This window comes from Streptomyces sp. NPDC058796 (assembly GCF_042745235.1).
In the GTDB taxonomy this organism is placed as follows: domain Bacteria; phylum Actinomycetota; class Actinomycetes; order Streptomycetales; family Streptomycetaceae; genus Streptomyces.
The window spans coordinates 46754-72141 of record NZ_JBHYOP010000013.1; the positions used below are offsets into that span (position 1 = coordinate 46754).

29 protein-coding genes are annotated in these 25388 nt (G+C 73.3%); 17 read left to right on the forward strand and 12 right to left on the reverse strand.

Features of this window, described 5'->3' with window-relative positions; genetic code table 11:
• Positions 1-94 precede the first annotated feature (94 nt).
• From ACFW47_RS29035 to ACFW47_RS29070, 8 genes are all read left to right on the forward strand, one after another.
• A complete protein-coding gene (locus ACFW47_RS29035) occupies positions 95-1408 on the forward strand; it encodes a CAP domain-containing protein (protein WP_386286383.1) in 1314 nt (437 codons plus the stop codon).
• 59 nt (positions 1409-1467) lie between these two features.
• On the forward strand, positions 1468-2145 hold the full coding sequence (locus tag ACFW47_RS29040; RefSeq protein WP_386286384.1) for an AIM24 family protein: 678 nt from the start codon (positions 1468-1470) through the stop codon (positions 2143-2145).
• 168 nt (positions 2146-2313) lie between these two features.
• A complete protein-coding gene (locus ACFW47_RS29045) occupies positions 2314-3375 on the forward strand; it encodes a tetratricopeptide repeat protein (RefSeq protein WP_386307567.1) in 1062 nt (353 codons plus the stop codon).
• The gene (locus tag ACFW47_RS29050; protein WP_386286386.1) at positions 3372-4427 is read left to right on the forward strand and encodes a polyprenyl synthetase family protein; all 1056 of its coding nucleotides are present in this window, start codon (positions 3372-3374) and stop codon (positions 4425-4427) included. The genes ACFW47_RS29045 and ACFW47_RS29050 overlap by 4 nt, the downstream gene beginning before the upstream one ends.
• A 92-nt stretch (positions 4428-4519) precedes the next feature.
• On the forward strand, positions 4520-5479 hold the full coding sequence (locus ACFW47_RS29055) for a threonine/serine dehydratase (RefSeq protein ID WP_386307569.1): 960 nt from the start codon (positions 4520-4522) through the stop codon (positions 5477-5479).
• Positions 5480-5593: 114 nt separating this feature from the next.
• On the forward strand, positions 5594-7219 hold the full coding sequence (locus tag ACFW47_RS29060; protein WP_386307570.1) for a serine/threonine protein kinase: 1626 nt from the start codon (positions 5594-5596) through the stop codon (positions 7217-7219).
• A gap of 45 nt (positions 7220-7264) precedes the next feature.
• Positions 7265-8242 (forward strand): LLM class F420-dependent oxidoreductase, encoded by a 978-nt coding sequence (locus ACFW47_RS29065; protein WP_386286389.1) that lies wholly within the window; start codon positions 7265-7267, stop codon positions 8240-8242.
• Positions 8243-8348: 106 nt separating this feature from the next.
• Complete coding sequence (locus ACFW47_RS29070; protein WP_386286390.1) at positions 8349-8774, forward strand: SsgA family sporulation/cell division regulator; 426 nt, start codon at positions 8349-8351, stop codon at positions 8772-8774.
• 6 nt (positions 8775-8780) lie between these two features.
• Here the strand turns inward: ACFW47_RS29070 and ACFW47_RS29075 are convergent, their stop codons facing one another.
• Positions 8781-9278: a DUF6328 family protein gene (locus ACFW47_RS29075; RefSeq protein WP_386286391.1), complete on the reverse strand. Its 498-nt coding sequence runs from the start codon at positions 9276-9278 to the stop codon at positions 8781-8783.
• A 150-nt stretch (positions 9279-9428) separates the two neighbouring features.
• Between ACFW47_RS29075 and ACFW47_RS29080 the strand changes: the two genes are divergently transcribed.
• Complete coding sequence (locus ACFW47_RS29080) at positions 9429-9773, forward strand: hypothetical protein (protein ID WP_386286392.1); 345 nt, start codon at positions 9429-9431, stop codon at positions 9771-9773.
• A 12-nt stretch (positions 9774-9785) separates the two neighbouring features.
• Here ACFW47_RS29080 and ACFW47_RS29085 read toward each other — a convergent pair whose 3' ends face one another.
• From ACFW47_RS29085 to ACFW47_RS29105, 5 genes are all read right to left on the reverse strand, one after another.
• Positions 9786-10769 carry an aldo/keto reductase gene (locus ACFW47_RS29085; RefSeq protein ID WP_386286393.1) on the reverse strand — a complete coding sequence of 328 codons (984 nt, stop codon included), beginning with the start codon at positions 10767-10769 and terminating at the stop codon, positions 9786-9788.
• Between the two features lie 61 nt (positions 10770-10830).
• On the reverse strand, positions 10831-12048 hold the full coding sequence (locus ACFW47_RS29090) for an FAD-dependent monooxygenase (RefSeq protein ID WP_386286394.1): 1218 nt from the start codon (positions 12046-12048) through the stop codon (positions 10831-10833).
• A gap of 117 nt (positions 12049-12165) precedes the next feature.
• Complete coding sequence (locus ACFW47_RS29095) at positions 12166-12849, reverse strand: ribonuclease H (RefSeq protein ID WP_386286395.1); 684 nt, start codon at positions 12847-12849, stop codon at positions 12166-12168.
• A gap of 55 nt (positions 12850-12904) precedes the next feature.
• Complete coding sequence (locus ACFW47_RS29100; protein ID WP_386307572.1) at positions 12905-13696, reverse strand: VOC family protein; 792 nt, start codon at positions 13694-13696, stop codon at positions 12905-12907.
• A 6-nt stretch (positions 13697-13702) separates the two neighbouring features.
• The gene (locus tag ACFW47_RS29105) at positions 13703-14185 is read right to left on the reverse strand and encodes a VOC family protein (protein WP_386286397.1); all 483 of its coding nucleotides are present in this window, start codon (positions 14183-14185) and stop codon (positions 13703-13705) included.
• A 226-nt stretch (positions 14186-14411) separates the two neighbouring features.
• On the opposite strand from ACFW47_RS29105, the gene ACFW47_RS29110 reads away from it, so the two are divergent.
• Positions 14412-15068, forward strand: coding sequence for an ATP-dependent Clp protease proteolytic subunit (locus ACFW47_RS29110; RefSeq protein WP_386286398.1), 657 nt, complete (start codon positions 14412-14414; stop codon positions 15066-15068).
• Positions 15068-15670, forward strand: a complete 603-nt coding sequence (locus ACFW47_RS29115; RefSeq protein ID WP_386286399.1) for a ClpP family protease — start codon at positions 15068-15070, stop codon at positions 15668-15670. The genes ACFW47_RS29110 and ACFW47_RS29115 overlap by 1 nt, the downstream gene beginning before the upstream one ends.
• A gap of 50 nt (positions 15671-15720) precedes the next feature.
• Here the strand turns inward: ACFW47_RS29115 and ACFW47_RS29120 are convergent, their stop codons facing one another.
• Entirely contained in the window at positions 15721-16143 is a 423-nt protein-coding gene (locus ACFW47_RS29120; RefSeq protein WP_386286400.1) for a helix-turn-helix domain-containing protein, read from the reverse strand.
• Positions 16144-16391: 248 nt separating this feature from the next.
• Here ACFW47_RS29120 and ACFW47_RS29125 point away from each other — a divergent pair, with 248 nt between their 5' ends.
• Positions 16392-17279, forward strand: coding sequence for an RNA polymerase sigma factor SigF (locus tag ACFW47_RS29125; protein ID WP_386286630.1), 888 nt, complete (start codon positions 16392-16394; stop codon positions 17277-17279).
• Positions 17280-17297: 18 nt separating this feature from the next.
• On the opposite strand, the gene ACFW47_RS29130 is transcribed toward ACFW47_RS29125, so the two are convergent.
• Positions 17298-17753, reverse strand: a complete 456-nt coding sequence (locus ACFW47_RS29130) for an ATP-binding protein (protein WP_386286401.1) — start codon at positions 17751-17753, stop codon at positions 17298-17300.
• Between the two features lie 157 nt (positions 17754-17910).
• Here ACFW47_RS29130 and ACFW47_RS29135 point away from each other — a divergent pair, with 157 nt between their 5' ends.
• The 3 genes from ACFW47_RS29135 (at position 17911) to ACFW47_RS29145 (ending at position 20457) form a co-directional block, all read left to right on the forward strand.
• Positions 17911-18495 carry a PRC-barrel domain-containing protein gene (locus tag ACFW47_RS29135; protein WP_386286402.1) on the forward strand — a complete coding sequence of 195 codons (585 nt, stop codon included), beginning with the start codon at positions 17911-17913 and terminating at the stop codon, positions 18493-18495.
• Complete coding sequence (locus ACFW47_RS29140) at positions 18492-18908, forward strand: PRC-barrel domain-containing protein (RefSeq protein WP_386286403.1); 417 nt, start codon at positions 18492-18494, stop codon at positions 18906-18908. Before ACFW47_RS29135 ends, ACFW47_RS29140 begins: the two co-directional genes overlap by 4 nt.
• 268 nt (positions 18909-19176) lie before the next feature.
• A complete protein-coding gene (locus ACFW47_RS29145) occupies positions 19177-20457 on the forward strand; it encodes a streptophobe family protein (RefSeq protein WP_386307574.1) in 1281 nt (426 codons plus the stop codon).
• A gap of 35 nt (positions 20458-20492) precedes the next feature.
• On the opposite strand, the gene ACFW47_RS29150 is transcribed toward ACFW47_RS29145, so the two are convergent.
• A complete protein-coding gene (locus ACFW47_RS29150) occupies positions 20493-20903 on the reverse strand; it encodes a hypothetical protein (RefSeq protein ID WP_073732076.1) in 411 nt (136 codons plus the stop codon).
• A 308-nt stretch (positions 20904-21211) separates the two neighbouring features.
• On the reverse strand, positions 21212-22204 hold the full coding sequence (gene mgrA, locus ACFW47_RS29155) for an L-glyceraldehyde 3-phosphate reductase (RefSeq protein ID WP_386307576.1): 993 nt from the start codon (positions 22202-22204) through the stop codon (positions 21212-21214).
• A gap of 128 nt (positions 22205-22332) precedes the next feature.
• On the opposite strand from mgrA, the gene ACFW47_RS29160 reads away from it, so the two are divergent.
• On the forward strand, positions 22333-23217 hold the full coding sequence (locus ACFW47_RS29160; RefSeq protein ID WP_386307578.1) for a LysR substrate-binding domain-containing protein: 885 nt from the start codon (positions 22333-22335) through the stop codon (positions 23215-23217).
• 25 nt (positions 23218-23242) lie between these two features.
• The gene (locus tag ACFW47_RS29165) at positions 23243-23758 is read left to right on the forward strand and encodes a DinB family protein (protein WP_386307579.1); all 516 of its coding nucleotides are present in this window, start codon (positions 23243-23245) and stop codon (positions 23756-23758) included.
• Here ACFW47_RS29165 and ACFW47_RS29170 read toward each other — a convergent pair.
• Positions 23740-24819, reverse strand: coding sequence for an adenosine deaminase (locus ACFW47_RS29170; protein ID WP_386307581.1), 1080 nt, complete (start codon positions 24817-24819; stop codon positions 23740-23742). The two genes, ACFW47_RS29165 and ACFW47_RS29170, sit on opposite strands and share 19 nt — an antisense overlap.
• Before the next feature lie 45 nt (positions 24820-24864).
• A complete protein-coding gene (locus tag ACFW47_RS29175; RefSeq protein ID WP_386307583.1) occupies positions 24865-25254 on the reverse strand; it encodes a VOC family protein in 390 nt (129 codons plus the stop codon).
• Positions 25255-25388 lie beyond the last annotated feature (134 nt).

Genomic DNA, 25388 nt, shown 5'->3' on the forward strand with positions numbered 1-25388 from the left:
GACAGCCCCCAACGCCGGGAACCCCTGGCCCTCGGCGGACGTTGACCCGGCAGCCGACACCCGTGTCGAGCGCCACCGGGAGGGAGGGCGGCGGATGACCGAGCTGGTGCCCGGGGGCAACATCCCCCTGCCGGACGGCCCCGTGAGCGTGCGGGTGCCCGGCGCCTTCGACGTGTCGGCGCTCGTCACGGACGACGGCGGCAAGGTGGACGGGGACGGCGACTTCGTCTTCTACAACCAGCCCCGGGTCCCGGGTGCCCGCCTGCGGGGCGACACGCTCACCGTCGATCCGGCGCGGCTGCGCCCGGGGGCCACCCGCGTGACGGTCGCGGTGAGCCCCTCCGAGCCTGATGCCGTCCTCGGCGCGCTCCCCTCCCCCACGCTCCATGTCGCCGACGCGCGGGGGCGCGCGCTGACGCGGTTCACGCCCGCCCGTCCCCGGCAGGAGACCGTGCTGCTGCTGGTGGAGTTCTACCGGCGCGGGGAGGGCTGGAAGCTGCGCGCCCTGGGGCAGGGGTACGCCGACGGACTCGCCGGGCTCGCCCGGGACTTCGGGGTGGACGTCGTCGACGACGAGGCGGACGGAGCGGGCGAAGCACCGGAGGAGCCCCCCGGACGGGCGCCGGCCGGCGACTGGGACGGTTTTCTGTCGCCGGTCAACTCGGCGCGTTCGGCGGCCGGTTCCCGGCCCGTCGCCGCCGACGCCCGTCTGGTCTCGGCGGCCCGGGCCCACACGGCCGCCATGGCCGCCGCCGGCGCGCTGAGCGTCGAGACCCGGGACGGCGTCTCGGTGCACCAGCGCGTCGTCTCCGCGGGGTACGCGTACCTCACCGTGGGCGAGCACCTGGTCTCCGGCCCGCGCACGCCCGCCGAGTTCGTCACGTACTGCCTGCGCTCCGAACGGACCCGGCGCACGCTGCACGAGGCGGCCTTCACGCACGCCGGGTGGGCGTACGCGGCCGGTGGCCCCTCGGGCGACACGTACTGGACGGTGCTGTGGGCGGTGCCGCTCACCCCGGACGGTCTGGCCCGCACGACGGCCGAGGTCGTGGAGCTCACCAACCGGGAGCGGACCCGGGCCGGTCTGCCGGCGCTGGCCGTCGACCCGCGGCTCACCGCCGCCGCCCAGGCGCACAGCGCCGACATGGTGGCCCGGGACTTCTACTCGCACACCGATCCGGACGGCGGCAAGCCCTGGGACCGGGCCGCGGCCGCGGGCGCCGCCCGGCGCACGGTCGGCGAGAACATAGCCTGCGGTCAGCGCTCCCCCGCCGACGTGGTGGAGGGCTGGATGAACAGTCCCGGTCACCGGGCCAACATCCTCAAGGCCGACTTCACCCACATCGGGATCGGGCTCGCCGGCGGCGGCCGGGCGGGCACGTACTGGACCCAGCTCTTCGGCGGCTGAGCGGAGCAAGGCGCCGCCCGATCTTGGCGGAACGGGCCGCTCCGGGCCAGGATGCGCGTATGAAGGGTGACCTCTTTTCCAGCGAGCACATGGTCCAGCCCGCCACCGCGCCGGGCATGACCGTCGAGAACTCCAAGTGCATCCGTTACACGGTGAACGGTGAGATGCTGGCGCGGCAGGGCGCGATGGTCGCCTACCGCGGCAATCTCCAGTTCGAGCGCAAGGGCCAGGGCGTGGGCGGCATGCTCAAGCGGGCGGTCACCGGGGAGGGCCTGCCCCTGATGGCGGTGCGCGGCCAGGGCGAGGCCTGGTTCGCGCACGAGGCGCAGAACTGCTTCGTCGTGGACGTCGAGCCCGGCGACGAGTTCACCGTCAACGGCCGCAACGTGCTGTGCTTCGACGTGTCGTTGTCGTACCGCATCTCCACCGTCAAGGGCTCCGGCATCGCCGGCGGCGGACTGTTCAACAGCGTCTTCACCGGGCAGGGCAGACTGGGCCTGATCTGCGAGGGCAGCCCGCTGGTGATCCCGGTCTCGCCCCAGTACCCCGTGTACGTCGACACCGACGCGATCGTCGGCTGGTCCGCGGGGCTGGCGACCTCGCTGCACCGCTCGCAGTCCATCGGCTCCATGCTGCGCGGCGGTTCCGGGGAAGCCGTGCAACTGGTGCTCCAGGGCGAGGGTTTCGTCGTCGTACGGCCGAGCGAGGCGACGCCGCAGAAGACACAGCAGCACTGAGGCAACCCGGTCCGCTCCGCCGACGTCTTGGTCGGCGACAGGCGAGACGCCCTGGTCGCCCCATGTGGCCAGGGCTGTTTTCCGACGCACTATACACAGGACGTATACACGGCGCGCATACCGTGCTCGCAGTGTGCCCGTGCTGTGGACGAGGACCGAAAGGCTTCCATGTACGGCAAGGCATTCGCCCCGGAGTACCAGGGCGCCCTCACCGCCCTCTCCGTCAACTCCTCGCTGACCGACGTGCTGGCCGCGGGCCAGGAGGAGCTGGCCGCCGCCGAACGGGCGGGACGGCACGCGGAAGCGGCACGCTCCGGGCTGGCGGTGGCCGAGGCACAGCGCCGGCTGGGCCGGGTCCCGGACGCCGACCGGGCGTGGAAGGCGAGTTACCGCGCGGCCCGTACGGCCGGGGACACCGCGGCGATGGCCTGGGCCCTGTGGAGCGGCGGCACGCTGGCCCGGCAGCGCGGGGCCCTGCGGCTGGCGCGGCGGCTGCTGGGGCTCGCGGCCGAACTCGGCGAGCGGGGCGGTGACGTGGTGGTGCGCGGCTACTCACTGGCGGGCCTGGCCGAGACGGGCCGCATCCAGGGCGACTACGAGGCCGTGGGGCGGCTGCACGAGCAGTTGCTGGCCGAGGCCCGGCGGCGCGGTGAGGCCCGGCACACGGTGTGGGCGCTGGAGGGCATCGCGCAGATGCACCGCAACACCGGCGCGTACGACCGCGCGTACGAGCTCTTCGAGGAGGCGGCCGGCATCGCGGCGCGCGCCGAGGACCGCCGCGGGCACGCCTGGGCGCTGCGCGGGCTCGCCGACGTCGTCTCCGTCCGCGACGGCGACACCGCACGGGCGCTGGAACTGCTCACCGAGGCGGAGGCCGGGTGCCGGACGATGAACCTGTCCGGGGCGCTGGCCTACAACCACAAGATGCGGGGCAACGTCCTCTACCGCGCGGGGCGTTACCCCGAGGCCCGCGACCTGTACGAGCAGGCGCTCGCGGAGTTCCGCGCCATGGGCGAGCCGCGCGGCGAGGCGCTGTCCCGGCTGGGTCTGGCCAAGTCGCTGGCCCGGCTGGGCCGCGACCGCGCCGAGACGGCCGCCGAACTGGCCGAACTGGCCGGTGTACTGGAGCGCATCGGACTGATGCACGCTCGCCGGATGGTGGCGCGGGCGCAGGAGGAGTTCGGTGTGACGGGCACCCCGGCGGGCGCCGCGGCGGAGGCGGCACGGTGACGGCGCGGGCCACGGCGGCGCAGGCGGCGCCCCCGCCGGCGGTACGGGAGCCGCGGGCCCTGGGCCGTTGCCGCGCCCTGGTGCGGCCCGCGCTGGAGGAGGCCGTCGGACGCTTGCACCCCTGGGTGGGCGAGATGGCCGCGTACTCCTTCGGCTGGTGCGAGGTGGGCGGGGCACCCGCCGCCCGCGCCCGGGGCGGCAAGGGCCTGCGGCAGGCACTGGCGGTGCTCGGGGCCGAGGCGGCCGGCGCGTCCGGGCGGGCCGGGGTGCCCGCGGCGGTCGCGGCTGAGCTGGTGCACGCCTTCTCACTGCTGCACGACGACATCATGGACGGCGATCCGGCCCGGCGCCGGCGCCCGGCCGTGTGGAAGGCGTACGGCACCGGGCCCGCCGTTCTCGCGGGCGACGCGCTGTTCGCGCTGGCCGTCGAGACGCTCGCCACCGCCCCGGCCGGTCCCCGCACGGTCCGGCTGCTGTCCACCGCGCTCGGCGACCTGGTCCGCGGCCAGGCGGACGACCTGCTCTTCGCCGAGCGCCCGTGGACCGGTCCGGGGCGGGTGCGGACGGCCGAGTACCGGACGATGGCCGAGCACAAGACGGGGTCCCTGCTGGGCTGTGCGGCCGCGGCGGGGGCCGTGCTCGGCGGGGCTCCCCGGGCGACGGCCGCCGCCCTCGACCGATTCGGCCGGCACCTCGGGGTCGCCTTCCAGGTCGTGGACGACCTGCTGGGCATCTGGGGCGACCCGGCCGTCACCGGCAAACCCGTGCTGGGCGACCTGCGGGAGCGCAAGAAGACCTTCCCGGTGCTGGCCGCGCTCGAAGCCCCCGTGCCGGCCGCCGGGCGGCTGGCCGCGCTGCTCGCCTCCGACGTCACCGATCCCGAGGAGGCGGCCGTCCTGATCGACGAGGCGGGCGGTCGTACGGCGGCGCTGGCCGAGGCGCACCGGTGCCTCGGCACGGCGGAGGCGGCGCTCGCGGGGGCGGCCGCGGCGGCGGGGCCGGCCGCGGAGCTGCGGTCGCTGCTGGACTACCTGACGCGCCGAGACCTCTGAGCCCCCCCCCGGGACCTTGTTGACCTGGGGCACCCCGCGCGAAAGGGTGCCAAGGGGCGCGGACGGCGCCCGGGTTCGGAAGGAAGAGTGCCTTGATCGGGATCACGGACATCGAAGCCGCGGCCGAGCGGATCGCCGGACACGTCGTACGCACCCCGACCGTGCCCAGCCCCGGGCTGTCCGCGCTGCTCGGGGCGCCGGTGACCGCGAAGCTGGAGCTGCTCCAGCGCACCGGCTCGTTCAAGGCACGCGGCGCGACGGCGAAGCTGCTGTCGCTCACCGAGGCCGAGCGGGCCGCCGGGGTGGTCGCGGTCAGCGGCGGCAACCACGGCATCGCGGTGGCGGTCATGGCCGCCGCGCTCGACGTGAAGGCCACGGTGGTCATGCCGCGTACGGCACCGGCCCGTTCCGTGGAGACCGCCGAGGAGGCGGGCGCACTGGTGCGGCTCACCGACGGCATGGACGGCGCCTTCGCCCTCGTGTCCCGGCTGCGCGAGGAGGGGCTGACCCTGGTCCACCCCTTCGACGACCCCTTGGTGGTCGCCGGGCAGGGCACCGTCGGGCTGGAGTTCACCGAGGACGCCGGGGAGCTCACCGACGTCCTCGTGAGCATCGGGGGCGGCGGGCTGATCGCGGGAGTGGCGGCGGCACTGCGGGCACGGCGGCCCGACGTGCGGATCTGGGGCGTGGAGACGGAGGGCGCCGAGGCCATGTCCCGGGCACTGGCGGCGGGCGGCCCGCGGTCCGTGCCCCTGTCGTCGATCGTCACGACGCTCAGCGCCCCGGCCGTCTCTCAGCTGACGTACGAGCATGTGTCGGCACTGGTCACCGAGGTGTTCGTGGTGCCGGACCGGGAGGCGGTCGAAGGTTCGCTGGCGCTCGCCGAGCACGGGAAGGTGTGGACCGAGCCGGCCGCCGGATGCCTGCTGCCCGCGGCCCGGCGCGTGGTGGAACGGGTCGGGGACGGCGCCCGGATCGGACTCGTGGTCTGCGGCGGGAACGCCACGGCCGCCGACATGACGGGCTGGGCGGACCGCTTCGGGCTGCGCTGACGGCTTTCCGCGCGACTTTCGCATTTACCGCCGGTTACCTCCGATTCGTTGAACGCGGCCCGGCCCGCTCACCGTACCTCTGGTCAAGCCGAGAGCCGGCGGTGCGAACGAGGGATGGCCATGGGCAGGGCGCGCGTCTCCACACACGAGTTGATCGCCGGACGGTACCGCCTGCTCGAGGTCGTCCACCGTGAGACGAACCGCGTCTCCTGGTCCGGGGAGGACGCCCACACGGGCCGCCCGTGCCTGATCGCGCAGACGGCGCTGCCGGAGGAGGAGGACCCGGCCGGCGAGACGGCGCGCCGTCTCGCCGGCCGGGTGGTCCGTACCTGCGAGACCGTGCAGGCACTGTGCCCCGGGCGGGTCGCCGAGGTGGTCGACGCGGTGGTGGCGGACGGCGTCCTGTGGACGGTGACCGAGTGGGTCGACGGCGTGCCGCTCGGCGAACTCCTGGAGCGCCGCGGCACGTTCAACCACGTACGGGCGGCGCGCATCGGTCTGGAACTGCTGGCCGTGCTGGAGGCGGCGCACGACCAGGGCGTCACGCACGGCGAACTCAGCCCGGGGCAGGTGTTGGTGGGCGAGGAGGGATCCGTCGTCGTCACCGGCTTCGGGCTGGCCGGCGCCACCCTCGCCCCGCGCCTGAGCGCACCTTCGTACGCCTCGCCCGAGCAGGCCCGCGACGAGCGGATCGGGCCCGCGGCCGATCTGTGGACGCTGGGCGCGATCCTCTACTCGATGGTCGAGGGTCGCCCGCCGTTCCGCGACCGGGGCCGGCCCGAGACGACGCTGCGGGGCGTGGACCGGCTGCCGCTGCGCACCCCGGTGCGCGCCGGTCCGCTCGCGCAGGCCGTGCAGGGGCTGCTGCGCAAGAACTCCAGGGAGCGGCTGACCCGCCCCGTGGTCCGGGCGGCCCTCACCCGGGTCCTGACGGAGGACCCCGACGCGACCGTGCGCGAGGTGCCCCGGCCCCGGCTGCGGGGCGCGTGCGCCACCGCCCGGCACGTGGGCTCGGGGTGGAGCCGGCGGACCATGGCCGTCGGCACCGCCCTGGCCGTCGTCACCGCCACGGTCGCCGTACTGGCCGTCACCCACGGGCCGCCCGGCGCCGGCGGCGACGCCGCCACCGGTTCCGGCCGGCGGCCCTCGGCCCCCGCCGCGCCGCCCACCGGTGAGACGGCACCCTCCTCCCCCGTGCCCCCGGCGAGCGCGCCTCCGCCCCCCTCGCCCTCGGCGTCGCCGTCCCGTACCGGCGGCTCCGTCCCGGCCGGGTTCCGCCGCTTCGACGCGCCGGAGGGCTTCTCGGTGGCCCTTCCCGAGGGCTGGCGCCGACTGGACACCACCCGGGTGCCGGACGGGGCGTACCGGGTCGTCTTCGGCGCGGCCGGTGACCCGCGCACCCTCGCCGTCACCTACAGCGAGCGCGCGGGCGCGGATCCGGTGGCCGTGTGGCGCGACGACGTGGAACCCGGGCTCCGGCGGTCGGCCGGCGAGTACCGCCGGATCGGCGGGATCCGGGCGACGACGTACCGGGGCCGCGAGGCCGCCGACATGGAGTGGGTCGCCCGCGACGAAGGCGACCGGGTGCGCACCTTCGGCCGCGGGTTCCTCCTCGGCGCGGGTCGCAGCTTCTCGCTGCGCTGGACGGTACCGGCGGAGGACTGGGAGGCCGCGGCGAACGAGGAGGCGCTCGCCACCGTCCTCGACACGTTCCGTCAGGACGCGGACGGGCGCGCGTGACCACTGGGGCCGTTTTCACTCCGTCCGGACGGGGACTCGCCCGTTATGGTGCAAATCGGATACACGATGATGACCGAGCAGGCCGGCCCCCGTGAGCTCGTCGGCCATCTGGTGCGTGCCGAGGAGGCCGGGTTCGACTTCTCGGTGACCTCGGACCACTACTTCCCGTGGCTGCGCGCGCAGGGCCACTCGCCGTACGCGTGGAGTGTGCTGGGCGCGGCGGCGCAGGCGACCTCGCGCATCCCGATGATGACGTACGTGACGTGTCCGACGTTCCGCTACCACCCGGCGGTGGTGGCGCAGAAGGCGGCGACGATGCAGTTGCTGTCCGAGGGCCGGTTCCGGCTGGGGCTCGGTTCGGGCGAGAACCTCAACGAGCACGTGGTGGGCGGCGGCTGGCCGTCGGTCGACGTGCGGCACGAGATGCTCCGGGAGGCCGTGGAGATCATCCGGGCGCTGTTCGAGGGCGGCCACGTGAACCACCGCGGCACCCACTTCGACGTGGAGTCGGCCCGGCTGTGGGACGTGCCGGACAGTCCGCCGCCCATCGGCGTCGCCGTCTCCGGGGAACGCTCCTGCAAGCTCGCGGGCGAGCACGCCGACCTGGTGATCGCCACCGAACCCAAGCCCGGGCTGCTGGAGGCCTTCGACCGCCACGGCGGCCGCGGCAAGCCGCGCGTGGGTCAGCTGCCGGTGTCCTTCGACCCCGACCGGGACACGGCGGTCAAGCGCGCCCACGCGCAGTTCCGCTGGTTCGGCAGCGGCTGGAAGGTCAACTCGGAACTGCCGCACCCGGATTCCTTCGAGGCGGCCACTCAGTTCGTCACCCCCGACGACGTGGCCGAGTCGATCCCGTGCGGCGACGACCCGGAGGCCTTCGTGGAGGCCGTACGCCCCTACGCCGAGGCCGGGTTCACCGAGATCGCCCTGGTGCAGATCGGCGGCGAGACCCAGCCGGCCTTCCTGGACTGGTCGGAGAAGACCCTGCTGCCCGCGCTGCGGGAGGCGCTGGGCGGCTCCTGACTCCGCCGGAAGTCCCGGCGCCGGCGAATCACCCGTCCGACTGAGCATCTTGCCGACGTGCGGGGTACTAGAGGGCTCTACGTCCGTTCCTCTGGAGGCCGCTGTCGTGAACTCCCTCGTGCGCAAGACGCTGGTCGTGCAGCTCCAGGCGGGCGACGCCGAGCGCTGCCCGGTCCTCGCCCACCTCGGCTACGACGCCGCGGACCCGTTCGCGCTCACCGTGGTGTTCAGCCACGACGGCCGTGTGCTCGCCCGGTGGACGCTGGACCGGGAGATGGTGGGCGACGGACTGACCCGTCCGGTCGGCGTGGGCGACGTGCGGCTGCGGCCCGAGTCGCGGGGCATGTGGGACGAGTTGCGCGTCGAACTGCTCGGCGACGCCCGGCCGGACGGGGACCGGCACCGCGCCGTGGTGTTCGTGTGGGCGGCGGCGGTCGAGGCGTTCCTGCGCGAGACGTACGACGTGGTGCAGCCCGGCCGGGAGGAAGTGAGCGTCGACGACTTCCTCGCCGAGCTCATGGCGGACGGCTGACCGCCCTCAGCGGGACGTGTGGCGGTACCGGGTCCACATCGGGATCCCGAACCAGCACAGCAGGTACCAGAAGACCACGCCGGCCACGAGGTAGGGCACGAAGCCGTCGTGGGTCGCGACGCGCAGGATCAGCAGGAGCGAGCAGGCCGTCGTCGCGAGCAGCAGCACCAGACCGAGGAGGGTCAGCCGGGACGCCCACCGCACCGCCTGCGGCTTCACGCGTCGCCCCGAGACGATGCGGTGCAGGGAAACCGGTCCGATCAAAGCACCGGTCGTCACGGCGCCGAGGACGACGGTGACCAGGTAGATCATCTGGTCGGTGTCCGAGAGGTCGTCGTACTTGGGCTGGAACACGACGGTGAGCAGGAAGCCGAAGAGGATCTGCACGCCCATCTGGGCGACGCGGACTTCCTGGATCAGCTCCGTCCACATCCGGTCCGCCCGCTCCTCCTCGCTCTCGTTGCGCCCCCTGCGCCGCACCGGCTCCTCAGCCGCGTCCGTCACGTTTCCTCCCGATGCCGTGGCCTTGGGTTCTCTTCCCTCTTCCCGGGTTCCCCGCGCTCAGGCGCCCTGTCGGCGCGGTGGCGCACTGTTTGAGTGATCGGGGGACGGTTACACGGGCCGGGAACCACACAGGCCGAAGGAAGGCGAAGGATGTCCGACACTCAGCTCACCGTGACGCTCAGCGGCGGCGGCGTGGACGACGCTCGGGCGGTCGTGCGCGCACTGGAGGGTGTCTTCGGGGCGCCCCACGCCATGCCGGCCGACGACCGGGCGACGGTGCGCACCGCGACCTTCGACTCACCGGACACCGTGGAGGCGTCCGCGCCGCCGGAGGCGGGCGCCCCGCTGTCCGCGCCGGTGACGGTCACCGTCCAGGGCACGCCCCAGGCCGTCGAGGCGGCCAGCCGGACCCTGGCCCAGGCCTTCAGCACCCGCGACGAGGGGGCGGCCTCCGGCGACCAGGAGCGGGAACGCGAGTTGCTCCTGGTGCCGTGAGCCCCGTACCGGCTACCAGCGGCCCTCGACCTGTTCCCTGATCCGGCGGTCGTAGAGGTCGCGGATCGCCGCGAGGGTCTGCTCGGACAGTTCCGGCAGCCGGGCGGCGTCCGCGTTGGCGCGGGCCTGCTCCGGGGAACGGGCGCCGGGGATCACGGTGGTCACTCCGGGCTGCTGGACGATCCAGCGCAGCGCCAGCTGGGCCGGGGTGTATCCCTCGGGGGCGAGCGCGGCGAACTCCGCCGCCGCCTGGACGCCGGTGGCGAAGTCGACGCCGGAGAACGTCTCGCCCTGGTCGAAGGCCTCGCCGTGCCGGTTGAAGTTGCGGTGGTCGTTGGCTGCGAAGACCGTGTCCCGGGTGTACTTGCCGGACAGCAGGCCGGAGGCGAGCGGCACCCGGGCGATGATGCCGACGCCGGCCTCGCGGGCGGCCGGCAGGACCTCGCCCAGGGGCTTCATCCGGAACGGGTTGAGGATGATCTGCACGCTGGCCACGTTCGGCCGGGCGATGGCGGTCAGCGCCTCCTCGCAGGTCTCCACGCTGACGCCGTACGCTGCGACGCGCTCCTCCTCGACCAGGGTGTCCAGGGCGTCGAACACCTCGTCGCTGGAGTAGACGGGGGTGGGCGGGCAGTGCAGCTGCACGAGGTCGATGACGTCGACGCCGAGGTTGCGGCGCGAACGGTCGTTCCACTCCCGGAAGTTGTCCAGGACGTAGTTCTGCGGGATCTGCTCGACCCGGCGGCCCATCTTGGTGGCGACCAGCACGTGCAGGTCGGGTCGGCCGCGCAGGAACGTGGCGATGGTCTCCTCGCTGCGTCCGTCTCCGTAGACGTCGGCGGTGTCGAAGAAGGTCACCCCTGATTCGGCCGCCGTCTCCAGCACCGTCAGGGCTTCCTTGTCGTCTACGTCCCCCCAGTCGGCGCCGAGTTGCCAGGTGCCGAGGCCGATCACCGAGGCGTGCTGGTGCGACCTGTCGAATGTGCGCTCGTCCATGCCCGCCAGTCTGTCATCCGGCGCCCGCCCGCACCGCGTCGGCACGGTGCGGGCGGGCGGCTCAGCCGCGGGTGGCGAGGTCCCGCGCCTGCACCGTCCGCGCGATCGCGGGTCCCAGCCTGCGCTTGAGCCGCCGCAGCGCATGCGAGTGCCCGGCCGCGCGGTCGATCCGGTAGTACAGCCGGGGTGGGACGTACGGCAGCAGGGGCGAGTGGCGCTGGCCGAGCAGCGCGAACATCTCCTGCGGAGGCAGCCCGATGTAGCGGGGCAGGTTCTCGTACCACCGGGCGCTGTAGCGGGCCGCGCTCTGCGCCGGCAGCAGGGCCGCCTTGCGTTCCCGTTCGTAGCGGGCGAGGGCGTCCGGGAGGGGGACGGGCTCGCGCAGTGCGCGGGCCAGGGCCATGGCGTCCTCCAGGGCGAGCGTCGTTCCGGCGCCGATGGAGTAGTGCGTGGTGTGGGCGGCGTCGCCGAGCAGGACCAGGTTGCCGCGGATCCAGGTGCGGTTGGTGAGGGTGCGGAAGGTCAGCCACGAGGCGCCGGAGCCGGCCGCGGACCGGCCGGTGAGCGGGTGGCCGTCCAGGACGTCGGCGAACAGCTTCTCCAGCAGGACGAGTCCTTCGGCCTCGTCGGCCCGGTCCAGGCCCAGTCCGGTCCGGGTCTCGGGGGCGCACTCGACCACGCAGGTGCTGCCCTCGGGGCCGTAGCCGTAGCCGTACGCCCAGATCCAGCCGTGCGGGGTGTCGGTGAAGGCGAAGGTGAACGCGTCGAAGACCTTGGTGGTGCCGAGCCAGATGTAGTGGTTGCGCCCGGCCCGCACCTCGGTTCCGAAGTGACCCGCGTGCCGGGTGCGCACGGCACTGCCCACGCCGTCGGCCGCCACGACGAGGTCGGCGTCGGGCAGGCGGTCGGCGCCGACCTCGTGCTCGTGCTCCAGGCGCACGCCCAGCGAGCGGGCGCGGGCGGCGAGGATCTCCAGGAGCCGGTGTCGGCCGATGCCGAAGCCCTCGTCGCCGCGGTGCCGGGCGGTCCGCCCGCCGACGCGGGCGACGCCGTCGTGCCAGCGCGCGGAGTGCTCCTCGACGGCGCGCGCGGAGTCCGGGTCGTGCTCGTGGAGCCGGTCGAGCAGTCCGCGCCAGTAGGTCACGCCCCAGCCGTAGGTGGAACCCTCGGGGCTGCGCTCGTGGACGATGATGTCGTGGGACGGGTCCTGAAGCTTCAGCAGGATCGACAGGTACAGGCCGGCGGGCCCGCCGCCGACGCAGGCGACCTTCACATTCACCCCTGGAATGCACTCAAAACGGGCATATCGCTACGCAGAGTACAGACGCGTGGGACGCTCTCGCGTGACCTCGCCCGACGCGGGTCGCGCGCCGGGCGGACGACAGGAACGGGCGGATCAGCCGGCCGCGGCCGTTCGGCACTCCGGGTGGCCCCAGCCCTGGTCGTTCTTGGTGATGGGCTCGCCGGCCGCGTACGAACGGCCGCACAGGCAGCGTCCGGGGAACTTGGCCTTGATGGTGCGTGCGGCGGAGCCGCCTTTGCGGGCGGTGGCCGGTCCCCGGCGCGGTGCCTTCTTCGCCGGGGTGTCCGGTGCGGGCGGCGGCTCGGGGGAGCCGAGTTCGCTGCCCGCGGGCTCCTGGACGACGGCCGCCTGGCTGGCGGCGCGGTCGGCGAAGTCGTTGAGCCGGTCGCCGTCGACCTGGTGGGCGGGCACGTAGCGGAAGTCGACCGAGCGGCCGTCCAGCAGCTCGTCGATGCGCACGACCAGCTCCTGGTTGGCGACCGGTTTGCCGGCGGCCGTCTTCCAGCCGTTGCGCTTCCAGCCGGGCAGCCAGGTGGTGACGGCCTTCATGGCGTACTGCGAGTCCATGCGGACCTCGAGGGGCACGCCGGGGTCGGTCGAGGCCAGCAGACGCTCCAGCGCCGTGAGTTCGGCGATGTTGTTGGTGGCCCGGCCCAGCGGCCCGGCCTCCCACCGCACCGGCGTCTCCGACGCGTCCGCCACCACCCAGGCCCAGCCGGCCGGGCCCGGGTTTCCCTTCGAAGCCCCGTCACACGCGGCCACCACACGTTCAAGCATGCGCCGATCATGCCATGGGGCGGCGGGGCCTCCGGACCGGGTCACGGGAGCGCGTTCAGGAGACTTCGGTGATCTTCGGCATCTCTCCCTCGGTCCGCGTGATGTCGATCACCGAGAAGTCGGCGCCCTGCGGGTCGCTCAGCGTCGCGTACCGCCCGAAGGGGGTGCTCATCGGCCCGAAGCGGAGGGTGCCGCCGAGTTCCGTCGCGCGGGCCACGGCCGCGTCGCAGTCGGGGACGGTGAAGTAGACGTTGATGTACGACGGCACCTCGGGCGGGAAGCCGTCCGTCACGGCCATGCGGCCGAGCACGGGCTCCTCCCCCAGGTCGAAGAGGCGGAAGTCGACTCCGTCGTCCTCCATCCGCTTCACCCGGTAACCGAAGACCGCGGGGAAGAAGGCGTCCGACTTGTCCGGCTCCCGGGTGAAGACCTCGGCCCAGCAGTACGCGCCGGGCTCGGCGACGGCCTCGAACCCCTCGTGCGCGCCGCCCTGCCAGAGACCGAACACGACACCGCCCGGGTCGCGGGCCAGGCACATGGTGCCGAAGTCGCCGACCCGCATCGGCCCCATCACCACCTCGCCGCCCGCCTCACGGATCCGCGCGGCGGTCGCCGTCGCGTCCCGGGACGCGAAGTAGAGACACCACTGCGACTGCCCATCCTGGCCGGGCACCGGCGGCACCACGGCGGCGACCGCCTTGCCGTCCGCGTAGCACTGGGTGTAGTCGCCGTACTCGGACGACGACACGCCGAAGGTCCAGCCGAGGACCTCGCCGTAGAAACGCTTGGCTCCCTCGACGTCGGCGAACATGGCGTCCGCCCAGCAGGGCGTTCCTTCAGTTTGCATGACGCCTCACTCCCCGGCGTACGCCTTCTCCAGTGCGGCGATGTCGAGCTTGCGCATCGACATCATGGCCTGGTTGGCCCGTGCGGCCTTCGCGGGGTCGGGGTCGCGGAACATCTCCTCGAGCCGGCCCGGGACGACCTGCCAGGAGACGCCGAAGCGGTCCTTGACCCAGCCGCAGGGGCCCTCCTCGCCGCCCCCCTCGGTGAGCCTGGCCCAGTAGTGGTCGACCTCCTCCTGGTCGTCGCAGGTGATCTGGAAGGAGATCGCCTCGTTGAACCGGAACTCCGGGCCGCCGTTGAGGGCGACGAACCGCTGGCCGTTGGCCGTGAAGTCGACGGTGAGCACGGTGCCGGCGGGCTGGTGCGCCCCCTCGGGGTAGCGGGTGACGGCGCCGATGCCGGAGTTCTTGAAGAGGGAGACGTAGAAGTGGGCGGCCTCCTCCGCCCGGCCGTCGAACCACAGACACGTGGTGAATCCGTCGGTGTTCATGAGTACCTCCCGGTCGCGGAACACGGTCACCACTGTCGACCGGCCGGAGCCGGAGAACTCATCGGTCGTGGGCCCTCGTCCTCGCGGACCGTCCGGACGCTCTGCCCGTGGCAGATCTGCCGCGGGCAGAGAAGGGCCTTCCCGGGGCCGCGGCGGGCCAAGAGTGGAGGGAGCGCGGCGCCACCGGCCGCGTACGACTCGCCCGACGACCCGACAAGGAGCACCGATGTCGCCACTCATCGCCGGCCCCGCCCCGGCCGCACTGCCCCGCGCGGAGGAGGGGGACACTCCTCCCTCCCGGTTCGACGACCACCTGGCCGCGCAGCTGCTGGCGCAGCGGATCGTGCTGCTGGGCACGCAGGTCGACGAGGTCTCCGCGAACCGGGTCTGCGCCCAGCTGCTGATCCTTTCCGCGGAGGACCCGCGGACCGACATCACGCTGTGCGTCAACAGTCCGGGCGGCTCCGTGCACGCGGGGCTCGCCATCTACGACACGATGCGGCTGATCCCCAACGACGTCTCCACGCTGGCCATGGGGTTCGCCGCCAGCATGGGGCAGTTCCTGCTGAGCGTCGGCACCGCCGGCAAGCGGTACGCGCTGCCGAACGCGCGCATCATGATGCACCAGCCGTCGGGAGGCATCGGCGGCACCACCGCCGACATCGAGATCCAGGCGGAGAGCCTGGAGTTCACCAAGCGGACCATCGAACGGATCACCGCCGAGCACACCGGGCAGAGCCCGGAGACCATCTCCCGGGACGGTGACCGGGACCGCTGGTTCACGGCCGAGGAGGCCAAGGAGTACGGAATGGTGGACCGGGTCCTGGAGTCCCTCTCGGACATCCGCCCGGCCACGACGCGACCGAGGATGGGACTGCGCTGATGGGGAGCTACACGATTCCGAACGTCATCGAGCGGACCCCGCAGGGAGAGCGCTCCTTCGACGTCTTCAGCCGGCTGCTGAACGAACGGATCATCTTCCTGGGCACCGAGATCGACGACGGCGTCGCGGGCGTCGTCATCGCGCAGCTCCTCCATCTGGAGTCGGCGGCCCCGGAGAGTGAGATCGCCATCTACATCAACTCGCCCGGTGGCTCGTACACCTCGCTGATGGCCATCTACGACACCATGACGTTCGTGCAGGCTCCGATCTCCACGTTCTGCGTCGGGCAGGCGGCCTCCACGGCGGCCGTGCTGCTGGCCGGCGGCAATCCCGGGCGGCGGTTCGCGCTGGAGCACTCGCGGGTGCTACTGGGCCAGCCGGCCAGCGGCGGACAGCGTGGCACGGCCTCCGACCTGGCGCTCCAGGCCAGGGAGATGGTGCGGATCCGCTCCCAGGTGGAGGAGGTCCTGGCGCGGCACACCGGTCACGACGTGGCGACACTGCGCGCGGACACGGACCGGGACAAGGTGTTCACCGCCGAGGAGGCCGTGGCCTACGGGCTGGCCGACGAGGTGCTGAGCCGGCGCCGGGTCGCTTTCTGAGAGCCGGGCCGGTGTCCCACGGCTCGCGGGACACCGGCCCGGCCGGGCTGTCAGGCCGCCAGGCACATCCCGTCGTACCGGGCACCGGGACCCCGGCCGCCGGCACCGGTGTGCCGGGAGGCGAGGCGGACCAGCTCTCCCTGCGCCCGCGCCAGCAGGTCGCCGAGACCCAGCCCGAGGGCGCCCGCGGCGGCGGCCAGCACCTCGGAGGAGGCCTCCTTGCGGCCGCGCTCCACCTCGGAGAGGTACGGCATGGAGATGCGAGCGGTCTCCGCCACCTCCTTCAGGGTGCGCTCCTGGGCGAGGCGTTCACGCCGCAGGATGTCGCCGACCAGATCGCGCCACAGGGGCTCCCGGGCGGCGGGGCGCCCTCGTTCCGGAGCGAGGGGCGGGGCGGCGGGGCGGGCTTCCGGGCGCTGGGCCCGGGGTCGCATGGGGATGACGCGGGCTTCGTTCGGCACGTGGCTGGTCACCTCCTCAGCCTAGGAGCCCGGCGGGGCGGGGAAAGGGGGCGGCGTTCAGCCCAGAGGGAAATCCCCGGGTGCCGGTCCCGGTGCGCGGGGCTACCCTGAGGACTGGACGCATCACTCCGCGAAGGCGCCGCGGCACCCGCTTTCCGCCACTCGTGAAAACGAGAGGCATGTGCCGCAGCGTCCCGGGTACCCGCCAGCGCGGGAAAAACCTAGGGAGACGCCGAACCGTGACTTTCGTGGGAGAGGTAATGGAGACCGCCGTGATCCGGCCGCAAGCGCAGGTCGTCGAGGAGACCACCGGGAGCGGGACGGGTGACGGATCTCTGCCGGGTGTCGTGGACCCCCGCACCGTGGCTCCGCGTGACGCACGGCAGCTGTCGCGTCAGTTCTTCCAGCGGCTGGCGGAACTCGAAGAGGGCACGCACGACTACCAGTACGCGCGCAACACGCTGATCGAGATGAACATGTCGCTCGTGCGGTTCGCCGCCGGCCGCTTCCGCGGTCGCGGGGACGACATGGAGGACATCGTCCAGACCGGCATGATCGGCCTGATCAAGGCCATCGACCGGTTCGAGCTGTCGCGCGAGGTGGAGTTCACGTCCTTCGCTCTGCCGTACATCGTCGGTGAGATCAAGCGGTTCTTCCGGGACACCACCTGGGCGGTGCACGTGCCGCGGCGGCTCCAGGAGCTGCGCGTCGAGCTGGCCAAGGCCCGCGAGGAGCTGTCCTCCCGCCTGGACCGCGAGCCCACCGTCGCCGAACTCGCCACCCTGATGAACATCAGCGAGAACGAGGTGATCGAGGGCCAGATCGCCTCCAACGGCTACAACTCGTCCTCGCTGGACGCGGCACTGACCGGCGACGGGCCCGAGGGCGGCGAATCGGTGCTGGCCGACTTCATCGGCGTCGAGGAGGACGGGCTGCGGCTCGTCGAGGACTTCCACTCGCTCGCCCCGCTGATGGCCGAGCTCAGTGAGCGCGACCGGCGGATCATCCACATGCGGTTCGTCGAGGAGGCCACCCAGGCGGAAATCGGCGAACAGCTCGGCTGCTCGCAGATGCACGTGTCCCGGCTGATCAAGCGGATCATCACCCGGCTGCGCGAGGGCATGCTGGGTGAGCTGGGCTGCGCCTGAGACCTGCGCGGGGGGCGTTCACGCCTCGGTGAGCGGCACCAGGGCCGTGACCCGCTTGCCGACGGGTACGCGTTCGACGACGACGGCCTCGGCCAGGGCGTGGACGATCTCCAGGCCGTGCCGGCCGACGCGTTCGGGATCGCGGGGGTAGCGCTCGGGCGCCGCGCCGCTGCTGTCGTAGACGGTGACGGCCACCGAGGCGGGTGTGCCCTCCAGCTCCAGGATGTACGGCCCCTTGCTGTGGCGGTCGGCGTTGGTGACCAGCTCGCTCACCACGAGCAGCACCGCGCCGTCGGCGCGCGGGCCGATGGTGGCGCACCACTCGGTCCTGAGCTGGTCGAGGAAGAGCGAGGCGAAGGAACGCGCCTGCGCTATGCACCCCGGGTCACCGGAGTAGTGTGCCGCCCGCCTCAGCGGTTCAACGGGAACGTCGAAACCAGTCGGTATCACTGCCCCGTCCAGGTACTCGGTCATGCGTTTCTCTCTCGGAAGCCGGACTGGCCGGACGCTGCTGCACCTGTCCTCGTACCCCGGGTGCGGCATCGCAGTCCCCATGTCCTCGTACTGCGGGCATCGTCACAGTGGCGCGGGGAACCCGAAGGCGCGGGAGAGGGCGCGGGAAGGGTGCGCGATGAACGAACTGATGGCCGCACGAAGCCTCACCACCCGGCCGGTGGTCACCCTCGGCGGCGATGCCGTCGCCCATGTCAAGGACACCGTATGCGACGCCGACGCGGGCCGGATCACCGGTTTCACCCTGACCGGACGGGGACTGCTGTCGGGGCCGCTGAAGGACGGTCTGCCCTGGCCGTCCGTATACGCGCTGGGACACGACGCGGTGATGATCCGCGACCGGCGGGGCCTGGTGAGCGCCGCGGCCATGACGGCGCACCAGCAGACGCTGCGGGCCCGGGTGCTCGGGGCGCGGGTCCTCACGGAGGACGGTGACGAGCTCGGCACCGTACTCGACGTCGTGGTCGAGGGCGGCACCGGCGGGCGGGTGGTGGGCTTCCGGGTGGCGGCGAGCAGACGGTTCGTCCCGGGGCGCAGCCGGCACGGGCGGCGGGTGTACGTGCCGCGTGGGGATTCGCTCACGGTCACCGGCCGGTCCCTCGTCCTGTCCGGGGAGGCCGTCCGGCACGTCGCCGACGACCTCACCGGTCTCACCGCCCTGGTCGGTGGTGTGCCCGGCCGGTGGAAGGGCTCCCTGCCGTGATGCTGTTCACCGAGGTGCGGGGGCTGCCGGTGACGGGTCCGGCCCGGACCGGACCGCTCGGCACCGTGACGTGCCTGACCGTCGACGTCGCGTCCGGGGCGGTGAGCCACGTCCGGCTGCGCGGCGGCCGCTTCCGCGGGGCGACGGTGCTTCCCTGGGACGCGGTGCACGGGATCGGCCCCGGGGGTGTCCGGGTCGGTTCCGCCGACGCGGTGGACAACGCCCCGCCTTGTCAGGACCTGCTGGGCCGTCGGATCCTGACCGAGGCCGGCACCGAGCACGGCGCGGTGCTGGACGTGGCGTTCGACACGGAGACGGGGCGGCTCCTCGCGCTCTTCACGACCCGGGGCGAGGTATCGCCGGACCGGCTGCTGGGCCTGGGTGACTACGCCGTCGTCGTCCGGACCGGCTGAGCCCTGCGCCGGGCGGGCCGCCGGCCGCGGGCGAGCCGGCCCGGAAACCCATGCGCACCCGACTGGACCAACCGGCCGGCGGAGCCCGACCCGACGAGCAGTCCCCGGCACCCAACGATCCCCGGCCACGCACAAGCCCGACCGGAGCGCCAAACCCATGCGCACCCGACTGAACCGACCGACCGCGGGGCGGCCGGCTCGTGTGTCCGGCGGACGCGGACGGTCCTGCCGGCGCGCGCCCGCGGCCGGGGCTGCTTAGCGTGGCAGCGTGAGTTCGCGAACCCCACCCGCCGCCGCCGGACCGGCGGCGGCCCGTCATGGCTGGCCGCAGGCCCTGGGCACGGTGGTGACCGGGCTGGTCGCCATGTGGGTCGTGGCCGCGCTGGGGCTGTGGGCGGCCGGCGCCGCGGACCTGCCCGACAACGCCTTTCCCCGGGTCGTCACCGCGACCGTCGTCACGGCCGTGGGCGGGGCACTGGAGGTGTCCGGCGACGCGGGAGGGTTCGCCGAGACCGACGCGGGACTGACCGTGCTGCCGCTGTCCGTCACGCTGACCGGCGCGCTGGTCGTCGCCCGGGGTTTCCTGCGCCCGTTGCGGCACCGGGCGGTCGCCGGTGCGACGGAGCTGGCCGGCTGGGCCGGACGGATCGCCGTCCTGTGGCTGCTCGCCCTGCTGGGGCTGGCCTTCGCCGCCCGCCAGACCTTCGAGGTGTCCCTCGGCGAGGGCATTCTCGACGACCTCGGTGACCTCTTCGGGATCGCCCCGAGGGTCGGCTTCACCACGGACGTGCCGCTGACCGTCCTGTTCGGGCTGCTGTGGCTGGCCGGCGTGCTCCTGCTCGCCCTGCTCGTCTCGAGCGGGGCGCCGCTGCCCGGGCGGCTGCTGCGCCTGCACACCTCGGTGCGGCCGGCGGCGTACGCGATGGTCGCCCTGCTGCTCGCGTACGTCGTCGTCGGCGCCGTGGTGGGGCTGGTCGTCGCCGGGACGCGGGGGCACCCGGCGGAGACCTTCGCGGTCCTGCTGCTCGGCCTGCCGAACCTGGCGTGGCTCGCGCTCACGGTCGGCCTCGGTGCCACGTGGGACGGGCGCGTCGAAGGGCCGTTCGGGCTGCCGATGCCGCACGTGCTCGACGAGGTGCTGCGCGGGCCGGACGTCGCCGCCCTGAACCTGGGGACGCTCACCGAGCACGACGGCCGCTGGTGGTGGCTCCTGGCCGTCGCGGCGGTCCTGCTCCTGACGGCCGGGTTCGTCCTGGCGTCCCGTTCCCCGGCCGAGACGCCGGCCTGGCCGCACGCCGTGCACATGGCCGTCGCGCTGGCCCTCACGGTGCTCATGACCGGCTTGGTCGGCCGGATCTCCGCGCGCTACGGCCTGTCGGTGCTCGGCGTGGGCGACCTCGGCGGCGGCCTGTCCGGGCAGCTGTTCCTGCGCCCCCGGCTGTGGGCCGCGGTCGGCCTCGCCCTGCCGTGGGGGCTGGTCACCGGATTCGCCGGGGCGCTGCTCGCGCGGTGGGCGGGCCGGCGGCGCGACGGGACGGCGGGTTCCTAGGAGGCCCTGGGCCGGACGCGCAGGCCCGGGCGTGCTCAGGCGACGGGGACGACGAGGGGCGGAGCGGCCCGCTGCATGCGCAGGGCGTCCACGGACTCGGCCATCAGCTCGTACTCGGTGGTGTCGTCGCTGGTGGCGATGCGCACCAGGCGCCCCGCGGCCAACTCGTCGGCGACCAGCTCCTGCTGGACGTCGTCGGCACACCAGGTGCGCAGCACGCGCGGCACGTCGGGTGCGTCGTCGGCGACCGGAGTCAGGGCGCCGCGCGGTAAATGGGGGGTGTCGGGCTGCGGGTCGAGCCGCTCGGCGATCCAGGAGGCCCGGTCGCGCAGCCACCACAGGGCGAGGGCGAGGGTGGGGGCCCGGTAGGTGCCCAGCGGTACTCCGATGCGCCGGCCGTCACAGACACCGTAGGCGGTGACATGGCACAGGAACTCGTCGTGCACTGCTCCCCTCCCCCGTCGCGCAGTCCGCCTGCCGGTCGGGCGTGACGTCCGTGCGGCTCGTGTGCTGTGCGTGAGGGCGCCGTCGCGTGCTGTGAGACGCCCTGTAGGTGAGTATGTTCACTACTGAACCACTGTCACCATGAATTTCCGGCCAGTCTCCTGGCATATTCACGGCCGTCGGTGGCCGAAACAGCGCGTCGCGGGGTGTGGGCAGGGCGGCGGTACCGGAGGGCGCCCGTCCGGACATGCCGAGGATCCCGGAGGCGGGCCGGCGCCTCCGGGATCGTGTCCGTTTCCCTGCCGGTTCTCTACTTCGTGACGATCTCGTCGATCCGGGCCAGTTCGTCGGCCCCGAACTCCAGGTTCCCCACGGCCGCCACGCTGTCCTCCAGCTGCTGCGGGCTGCTCGCGCCGACCAGGGCGGAGGTGACCCGGCCCTCGCGCAGGACCCAGGCCAGCGCCATCTGGGCCAGGGACTGGCCGCGGGCACCCGCGAGGTCGTTCAGGGCGCGCAGCCTGCCGACCAGCTCCCCGGTGACCGCGTCGCTGTTGAGGAACGGGCTGTCGCTCGCGGCGCGCGAGTCCTCGGGGATGCCGTCGAGGTAGCGGCCGGTCAGCAGGCCCTGCTCCAGCGGGGAGTAGGCGATGGAGCCGGTCCGCAGCTCGTCGAGGGCGTCCAGGAGGCCGCTGGTCTCGGGGCGGCGGTCCAGCATGGAGTAGCGCGGCTGGTGGATCAGCAGCGGCGTGCCCAGCCCGGCGAGGATGCGGGCGGCCTCGCGGGTCTGCTCCGGCGAGTAGTTGGAGACGCCCACGTACAGTGCTTTGCCCTGCTGCACCGCCGTGTGCAGGGCTCCCATGGTCTCCGCCAGGGGAGTGTCCGGGTCGGGGCGGTGCGAGTAGAAGATGTCGACGTACTCCAGGCCCATGCGGGACAGGCTCTGGTCGAGGGAGGAGAGCAGGTACTTGCGCGAACCCCACTCCCCGTAGGGGCCGGGCCACATCAGATAGCCGGCCTTGGTGGAGATGACCAGCTCGTCGCGGTACGGCGCGAAGTCGGCCCTCAGCGCCTCACCGAGGGCGGACTCGGCGGAGCCGGGCGGCGGGCCGTAGTTGTTGGCGAGGTCGAAGTGGGTGACGCCGAGGTCGAAGGCGCGGCGCAGGATGGCGCGCTGGGTCTCGACCGGGCGGTCCGGGCCGAAGTTGTGCCACAGGCCGAGCGAGAGCGCGGGGAGCTTCAGGCCGCTGCGTCCGGTGCGCCGGTAGGGCATGTCCGCGTAGCGGTCGGGGTGTGCGGTGTACAACGCGACTCCAGAGGGGTTGGCACCCGGGGTACGGGGCTTGTGCGGAACCGCGTCCCACTCTGGCCTGACCTGCGGGCAGTGGTCCAACAGAAGAATCCGATGAGATTGTGCGGCTACGCTTCTGAGTCATGGAACTGCGTCATCTCCAGCACTTCGTGGCGGTCGCCGAGGACCAGCACTTCACCCGGGCGGCCGAACGGCTGCTGGTGTCCCAGTCCGGTCTGTCGGCGTCCATCCGGGCGCTGGAGCGGGAGTTGAGGGCGCCGCTGTTCGTGCGCACGACCCGCCGGGTGACGCTGACGGAGGCCGGGCGGGCGCTGCTGGGCGAGGCCGAGCGGATCCTCGCACAGGTGCGGTCCGCGCACGAGGCCGTCGCGGCGGTGCAGGGCGTGCTGCGCGGCACGCTGTCCCTGGGCACCGAGCAGTGCATCGCCGGGGTGCCGGTGGCGGCGTTGCTGGCCGCGTTCCGCAGGGAGCATCCGGACGTGGAGATCCGGCTGCGGCAGGCGGGCTCGGGCGAGCTGGCGGAGGAGGTCGCGGCCGGGCGGCTCGACCTGGCCTTCGCCTACCGGACGCAGGAGGACACGGACCAGCTGCGGTCGGTGTCGCTGGCCGGCGAGCCGATGACGGTGCTCTGTCACCCCGAGCACCGCCTGGCGGCGCACGGCGCGGTGCTGACCCCGCAGGACCTCGCCGACGAGGTGTTCGTCGACTTCCACCCCGACTGGGGCCCGCGCCGCGTCACCGACACCGCCTTCGCCGAGGCCGGAGTGCGGCGGACCGTCGCGCTGGAGGTGAACGACGTGCACGGTCTGCTCGACCTGCTCGACGAGAACCTGGGCATCGCGGTCGTGCCGCGCCACTTCCGGCACAAGCGGGCCTCCCTCACCTCGCTGCCCCTCAAGGAGGGCGACGCGAAAGCGTACGAGACCATCGCCCTGCTGCCGCCGCCGCAGGCCACCAGCCCGGCGGCGCGGGCACTCATGACGCTGCTGGAAACGGCGAGCGGCTGAGGACGGACTGCGCGATGGTGGACGCATGCATGCGAAGGACATCCTCATCGAGGCCTACGGCCGCATCCAGGAAGAAGTCCACGCCGCCGTCGAGGGCCTGGGCCCCGACGGCCTGAACGCCCGCCCGGCCGGCGACGCCAACTCCGTCGCCTGGCTGGTCTGGCACCTCACCCGGGTCCAGGACGACCACGTGGCGGACGCCTTCGGGCTCGAACAGGTGTGGCTCGCCGGCGACTGGGAGAAACGCTTCGGCCTCGGGCTGCCCCGCGACGACACCGGGTACGGCCACAGCCCGGCTCAGGTCGGGAAGGTCCGTGTCGACTCCGCCGGCCTGCTGACCGGGTACTACGACGCGGTGCACGAGCAGACGCTCGGGGCCCTGCGCTCCCTGGCCGCCAAGGACCTGGAGCGGATCGTGGACGACAACTGGGATCCGCCGGTCACGCTCGGCGCGCGCCTGGTCAGCGTCCTGTCCGACGATCTCCAGCACGTCGGACAGGCCGCCTACGCACGCGGGCTGGTTCAGAGCACCGAGGCGTAACCGGGCAGGACCACGTCGTCGATGAGGGCCTTGCGCTCGTCGAAGGGGATGAAGGCGCTCTTCAGCGCGTTCACCGTGACCGTGCGCAGGTCTTCCACCGTCCAGCCCGCCTGCTCGACCAGCAGGGACATCTCCCGGGTCATCGTCGTGCCGGAGACGAGCCGGTTGTCGGTGTTGAGGGTGACGCGGAAGCCGAGGTCCTTGAGCGCCGTGATCGGGTGCTCGGCGATCGAGGTCGCGGCTCCGGTCTGGAGGTTGGAGGTCGGGCACATCTCCAGGGCGATCCGGCGGTCGCGGACCCAGCCGGCGAGCCGGCCGAGCTTGCCGGCCGCCAGGTCGGGGATGTCGTCGGTGATGCGCACGCCGTGGCCGATGCGCTGGGCACCGCACACCTGGAGGGCCTGGTGGATGCTGGGCAGTCCGTGCGCCTCGCCGGCGTGGATGGTGAACGGCACGTTCTCGCGGCGCAGGTGCTCGAAGGCGTCGAGGTGGTCGGCGGGCGGGAAGCCGTCCTCGGCGCCCGCGATGTCGAAGCCGACGACGCCCGCGTCCCGGAAGGCGACCGCGAGGTCGGCGGTCTCGCGGGTGCGGTCGAACATCCGCATCCCGCACAGCAGGGTGCCGACACGGACCGGGGTGCCGGCCGCCGCCGCCTTGGCCATGCCGGCCGCCAGCCCCTCCTGGACGGTCTCGACGACCTCGGCGAGGGTCAGACCACCCTTCAGCATCAGCTCGGGGGCGTAGCGGACCTCGCCGTAGACGACGCCGTCGGCGGCGAGGTCGAGGACGTACTCCTCGGCGGTGCGCAGCAGTCCCTCGCGGCTCTGCATCACGGCGAGGGTGTGCTCGAAGGTCGCGATGTAGCGGACCAGGTCCCCGGAGTTGGCCGCCTCGTAGTACCAGGCGGCCAGCTCGTCGGGGTCGGTGGTGGGCAGGGCGTGGCCGACGGACCCGGCCAGTTCCACGACGGTCGCGGGGCGCAGGCCGCCGTCGAGGTGGTCGTGCAGGACCGCCTTGGGGAGGCGGCGGAGGAGTTCGGTGTCTATGCGCGTAGATGACATGAGTGGGCGTTCCTCGGCGGATCGGTGAGCGAAGAGCGGGGACGGTCAGGCGGCGGGCTGGAGCAGGTCCCAGCGGTTGCCGTACAGGTCCTGGAAGACGGCGACCGAGCCGTAGGGCTCGCACCGGGGCTCCTCCAGGAAGGTCACGCCGGCGGCCGCCATCCGGGCGTGGTCGCGAGCGAAGTCGTCGGTGTACAGGAAGAACCCGACGCGTCCGCCCGTCTGGTCGCCGACCCGGGCCCGCTGCCGCTCGCCCTTGGCCCGGGCCAGCAGCAGAGCGGTGCCGCCGCCCGCGCCGGGCTCGACGACCACCCAGCGGGAGCCGTCGGGCCGGGGAGAGTCCTCGGCGAGGCGGAACCCCAGGGCCTCGGTGTAGAAGCGGATCGCGTCGTCGTAGTCGTCGACGACAAGGGCGACCAGGGCGATGTGCGGCATCGGGACCTTTCGGGACGGGCGATTGACGGGAGAGGTTATACGTAAAACCTCCCGGGCGCCAGTCCTCGGTCCTAGGCCCCGGGTACGAGGGGCACGACCGCCCCGGGCCCGAGGCGCGGGCGCGGCCCCGCCCC

Excerpts from the sequence above, each read along its gene's own strand:
- ACFW47_RS29035 (WP_386286383.1), top strand. The coding sequence starts at position 95 with ATGACCGAGCTGGTGCCCGGGGGCAACATCCCCCTGCCGGACGGCCCC.
- ACFW47_RS29040 (WP_386286384.1), top strand. The coding sequence starts at position 1,468 with ATGAAGGGTGACCTCTTTTCCAGCGAGCACATGGTCCAGCCCGCCACC.
- ACFW47_RS29045 (WP_386307567.1), top strand. The coding sequence starts at position 2,314 with ATGTACGGCAAGGCATTCGCCCCGGAGTACCAGGGCGCCCTCACCGCC.
- ACFW47_RS29060 (WP_386307570.1), top strand. The coding sequence starts at position 5,594 with ATGGCCATGGGCAGGGCGCGCGTCTCCACACACGAGTTGATCGCCGGA.
- ACFW47_RS29065 (WP_386286389.1), top strand. The coding sequence starts at position 7,265 with ATGGTGCAAATCGGATACACGATGATGACCGAGCAGGCCGGCCCCCGT.
- ACFW47_RS29080 (WP_386286392.1), top strand. The coding sequence starts at position 9,429 with ATGTCCGACACTCAGCTCACCGTGACGCTCAGCGGCGGCGGCGTGGAC.
- ACFW47_RS29085 (WP_386286393.1), bottom strand. The coding sequence starts at position 10,769 with ATGGACGAGCGCACATTCGACAGGTCGCACCAGCACGCCTCGGTGATC.
- ACFW47_RS29095 (WP_386286395.1), bottom strand. The coding sequence starts at position 12,849 with ATGCTTGAACGTGTGGTGGCCGCGTGTGACGGGGCTTCGAAGGGAAAC.
- ACFW47_RS29100 (WP_386307572.1), bottom strand. The coding sequence starts at position 13,696 with ATGCAAACTGAAGGAACGCCCTGCTGGGCGGACGCCATGTTCGCCGAC.
- ACFW47_RS29105 (WP_386286397.1), bottom strand. The coding sequence starts at position 14,185 with ATGAACACCGACGGATTCACCACGTGTCTGTGGTTCGACGGCCGGGCG.
- ACFW47_RS29110 (WP_386286398.1), top strand. The coding sequence starts at position 14,412 with ATGTCGCCACTCATCGCCGGCCCCGCCCCGGCCGCACTGCCCCGCGCG.
- ACFW47_RS29115 (WP_386286399.1), top strand. The coding sequence starts at position 15,068 with ATGGGGAGCTACACGATTCCGAACGTCATCGAGCGGACCCCGCAGGGA.
- ACFW47_RS29125 (WP_386286630.1), top strand. The coding sequence starts at position 16,392 with ATGGAGACCGCCGTGATCCGGCCGCAAGCGCAGGTCGTCGAGGAGACC.
- ACFW47_RS29130 (WP_386286401.1), bottom strand. The coding sequence starts at position 17,753 with ATGACCGAGTACCTGGACGGGGCAGTGATACCGACTGGTTTCGACGTT.
- ACFW47_RS29135 (WP_386286402.1), top strand. The coding sequence starts at position 17,911 with ATGAACGAACTGATGGCCGCACGAAGCCTCACCACCCGGCCGGTGGTC.
- ACFW47_RS29160 (WP_386307578.1), top strand. The coding sequence starts at position 22,333 with ATGGAACTGCGTCATCTCCAGCACTTCGTGGCGGTCGCCGAGGACCAG.
- ACFW47_RS29165 (WP_386307579.1), top strand. The coding sequence starts at position 23,243 with ATGCATGCGAAGGACATCCTCATCGAGGCCTACGGCCGCATCCAGGAA.
- ACFW47_RS29170 (WP_386307581.1), bottom strand. The coding sequence starts at position 24,819 with ATGTCATCTACGCGCATAGACACCGAACTCCTCCGCCGCCTCCCCAAG.
- ACFW47_RS29175 (WP_386307583.1), bottom strand. The coding sequence starts at position 25,254 with ATGCCGCACATCGCCCTGGTCGCCCTTGTCGTCGACGACTACGACGAC.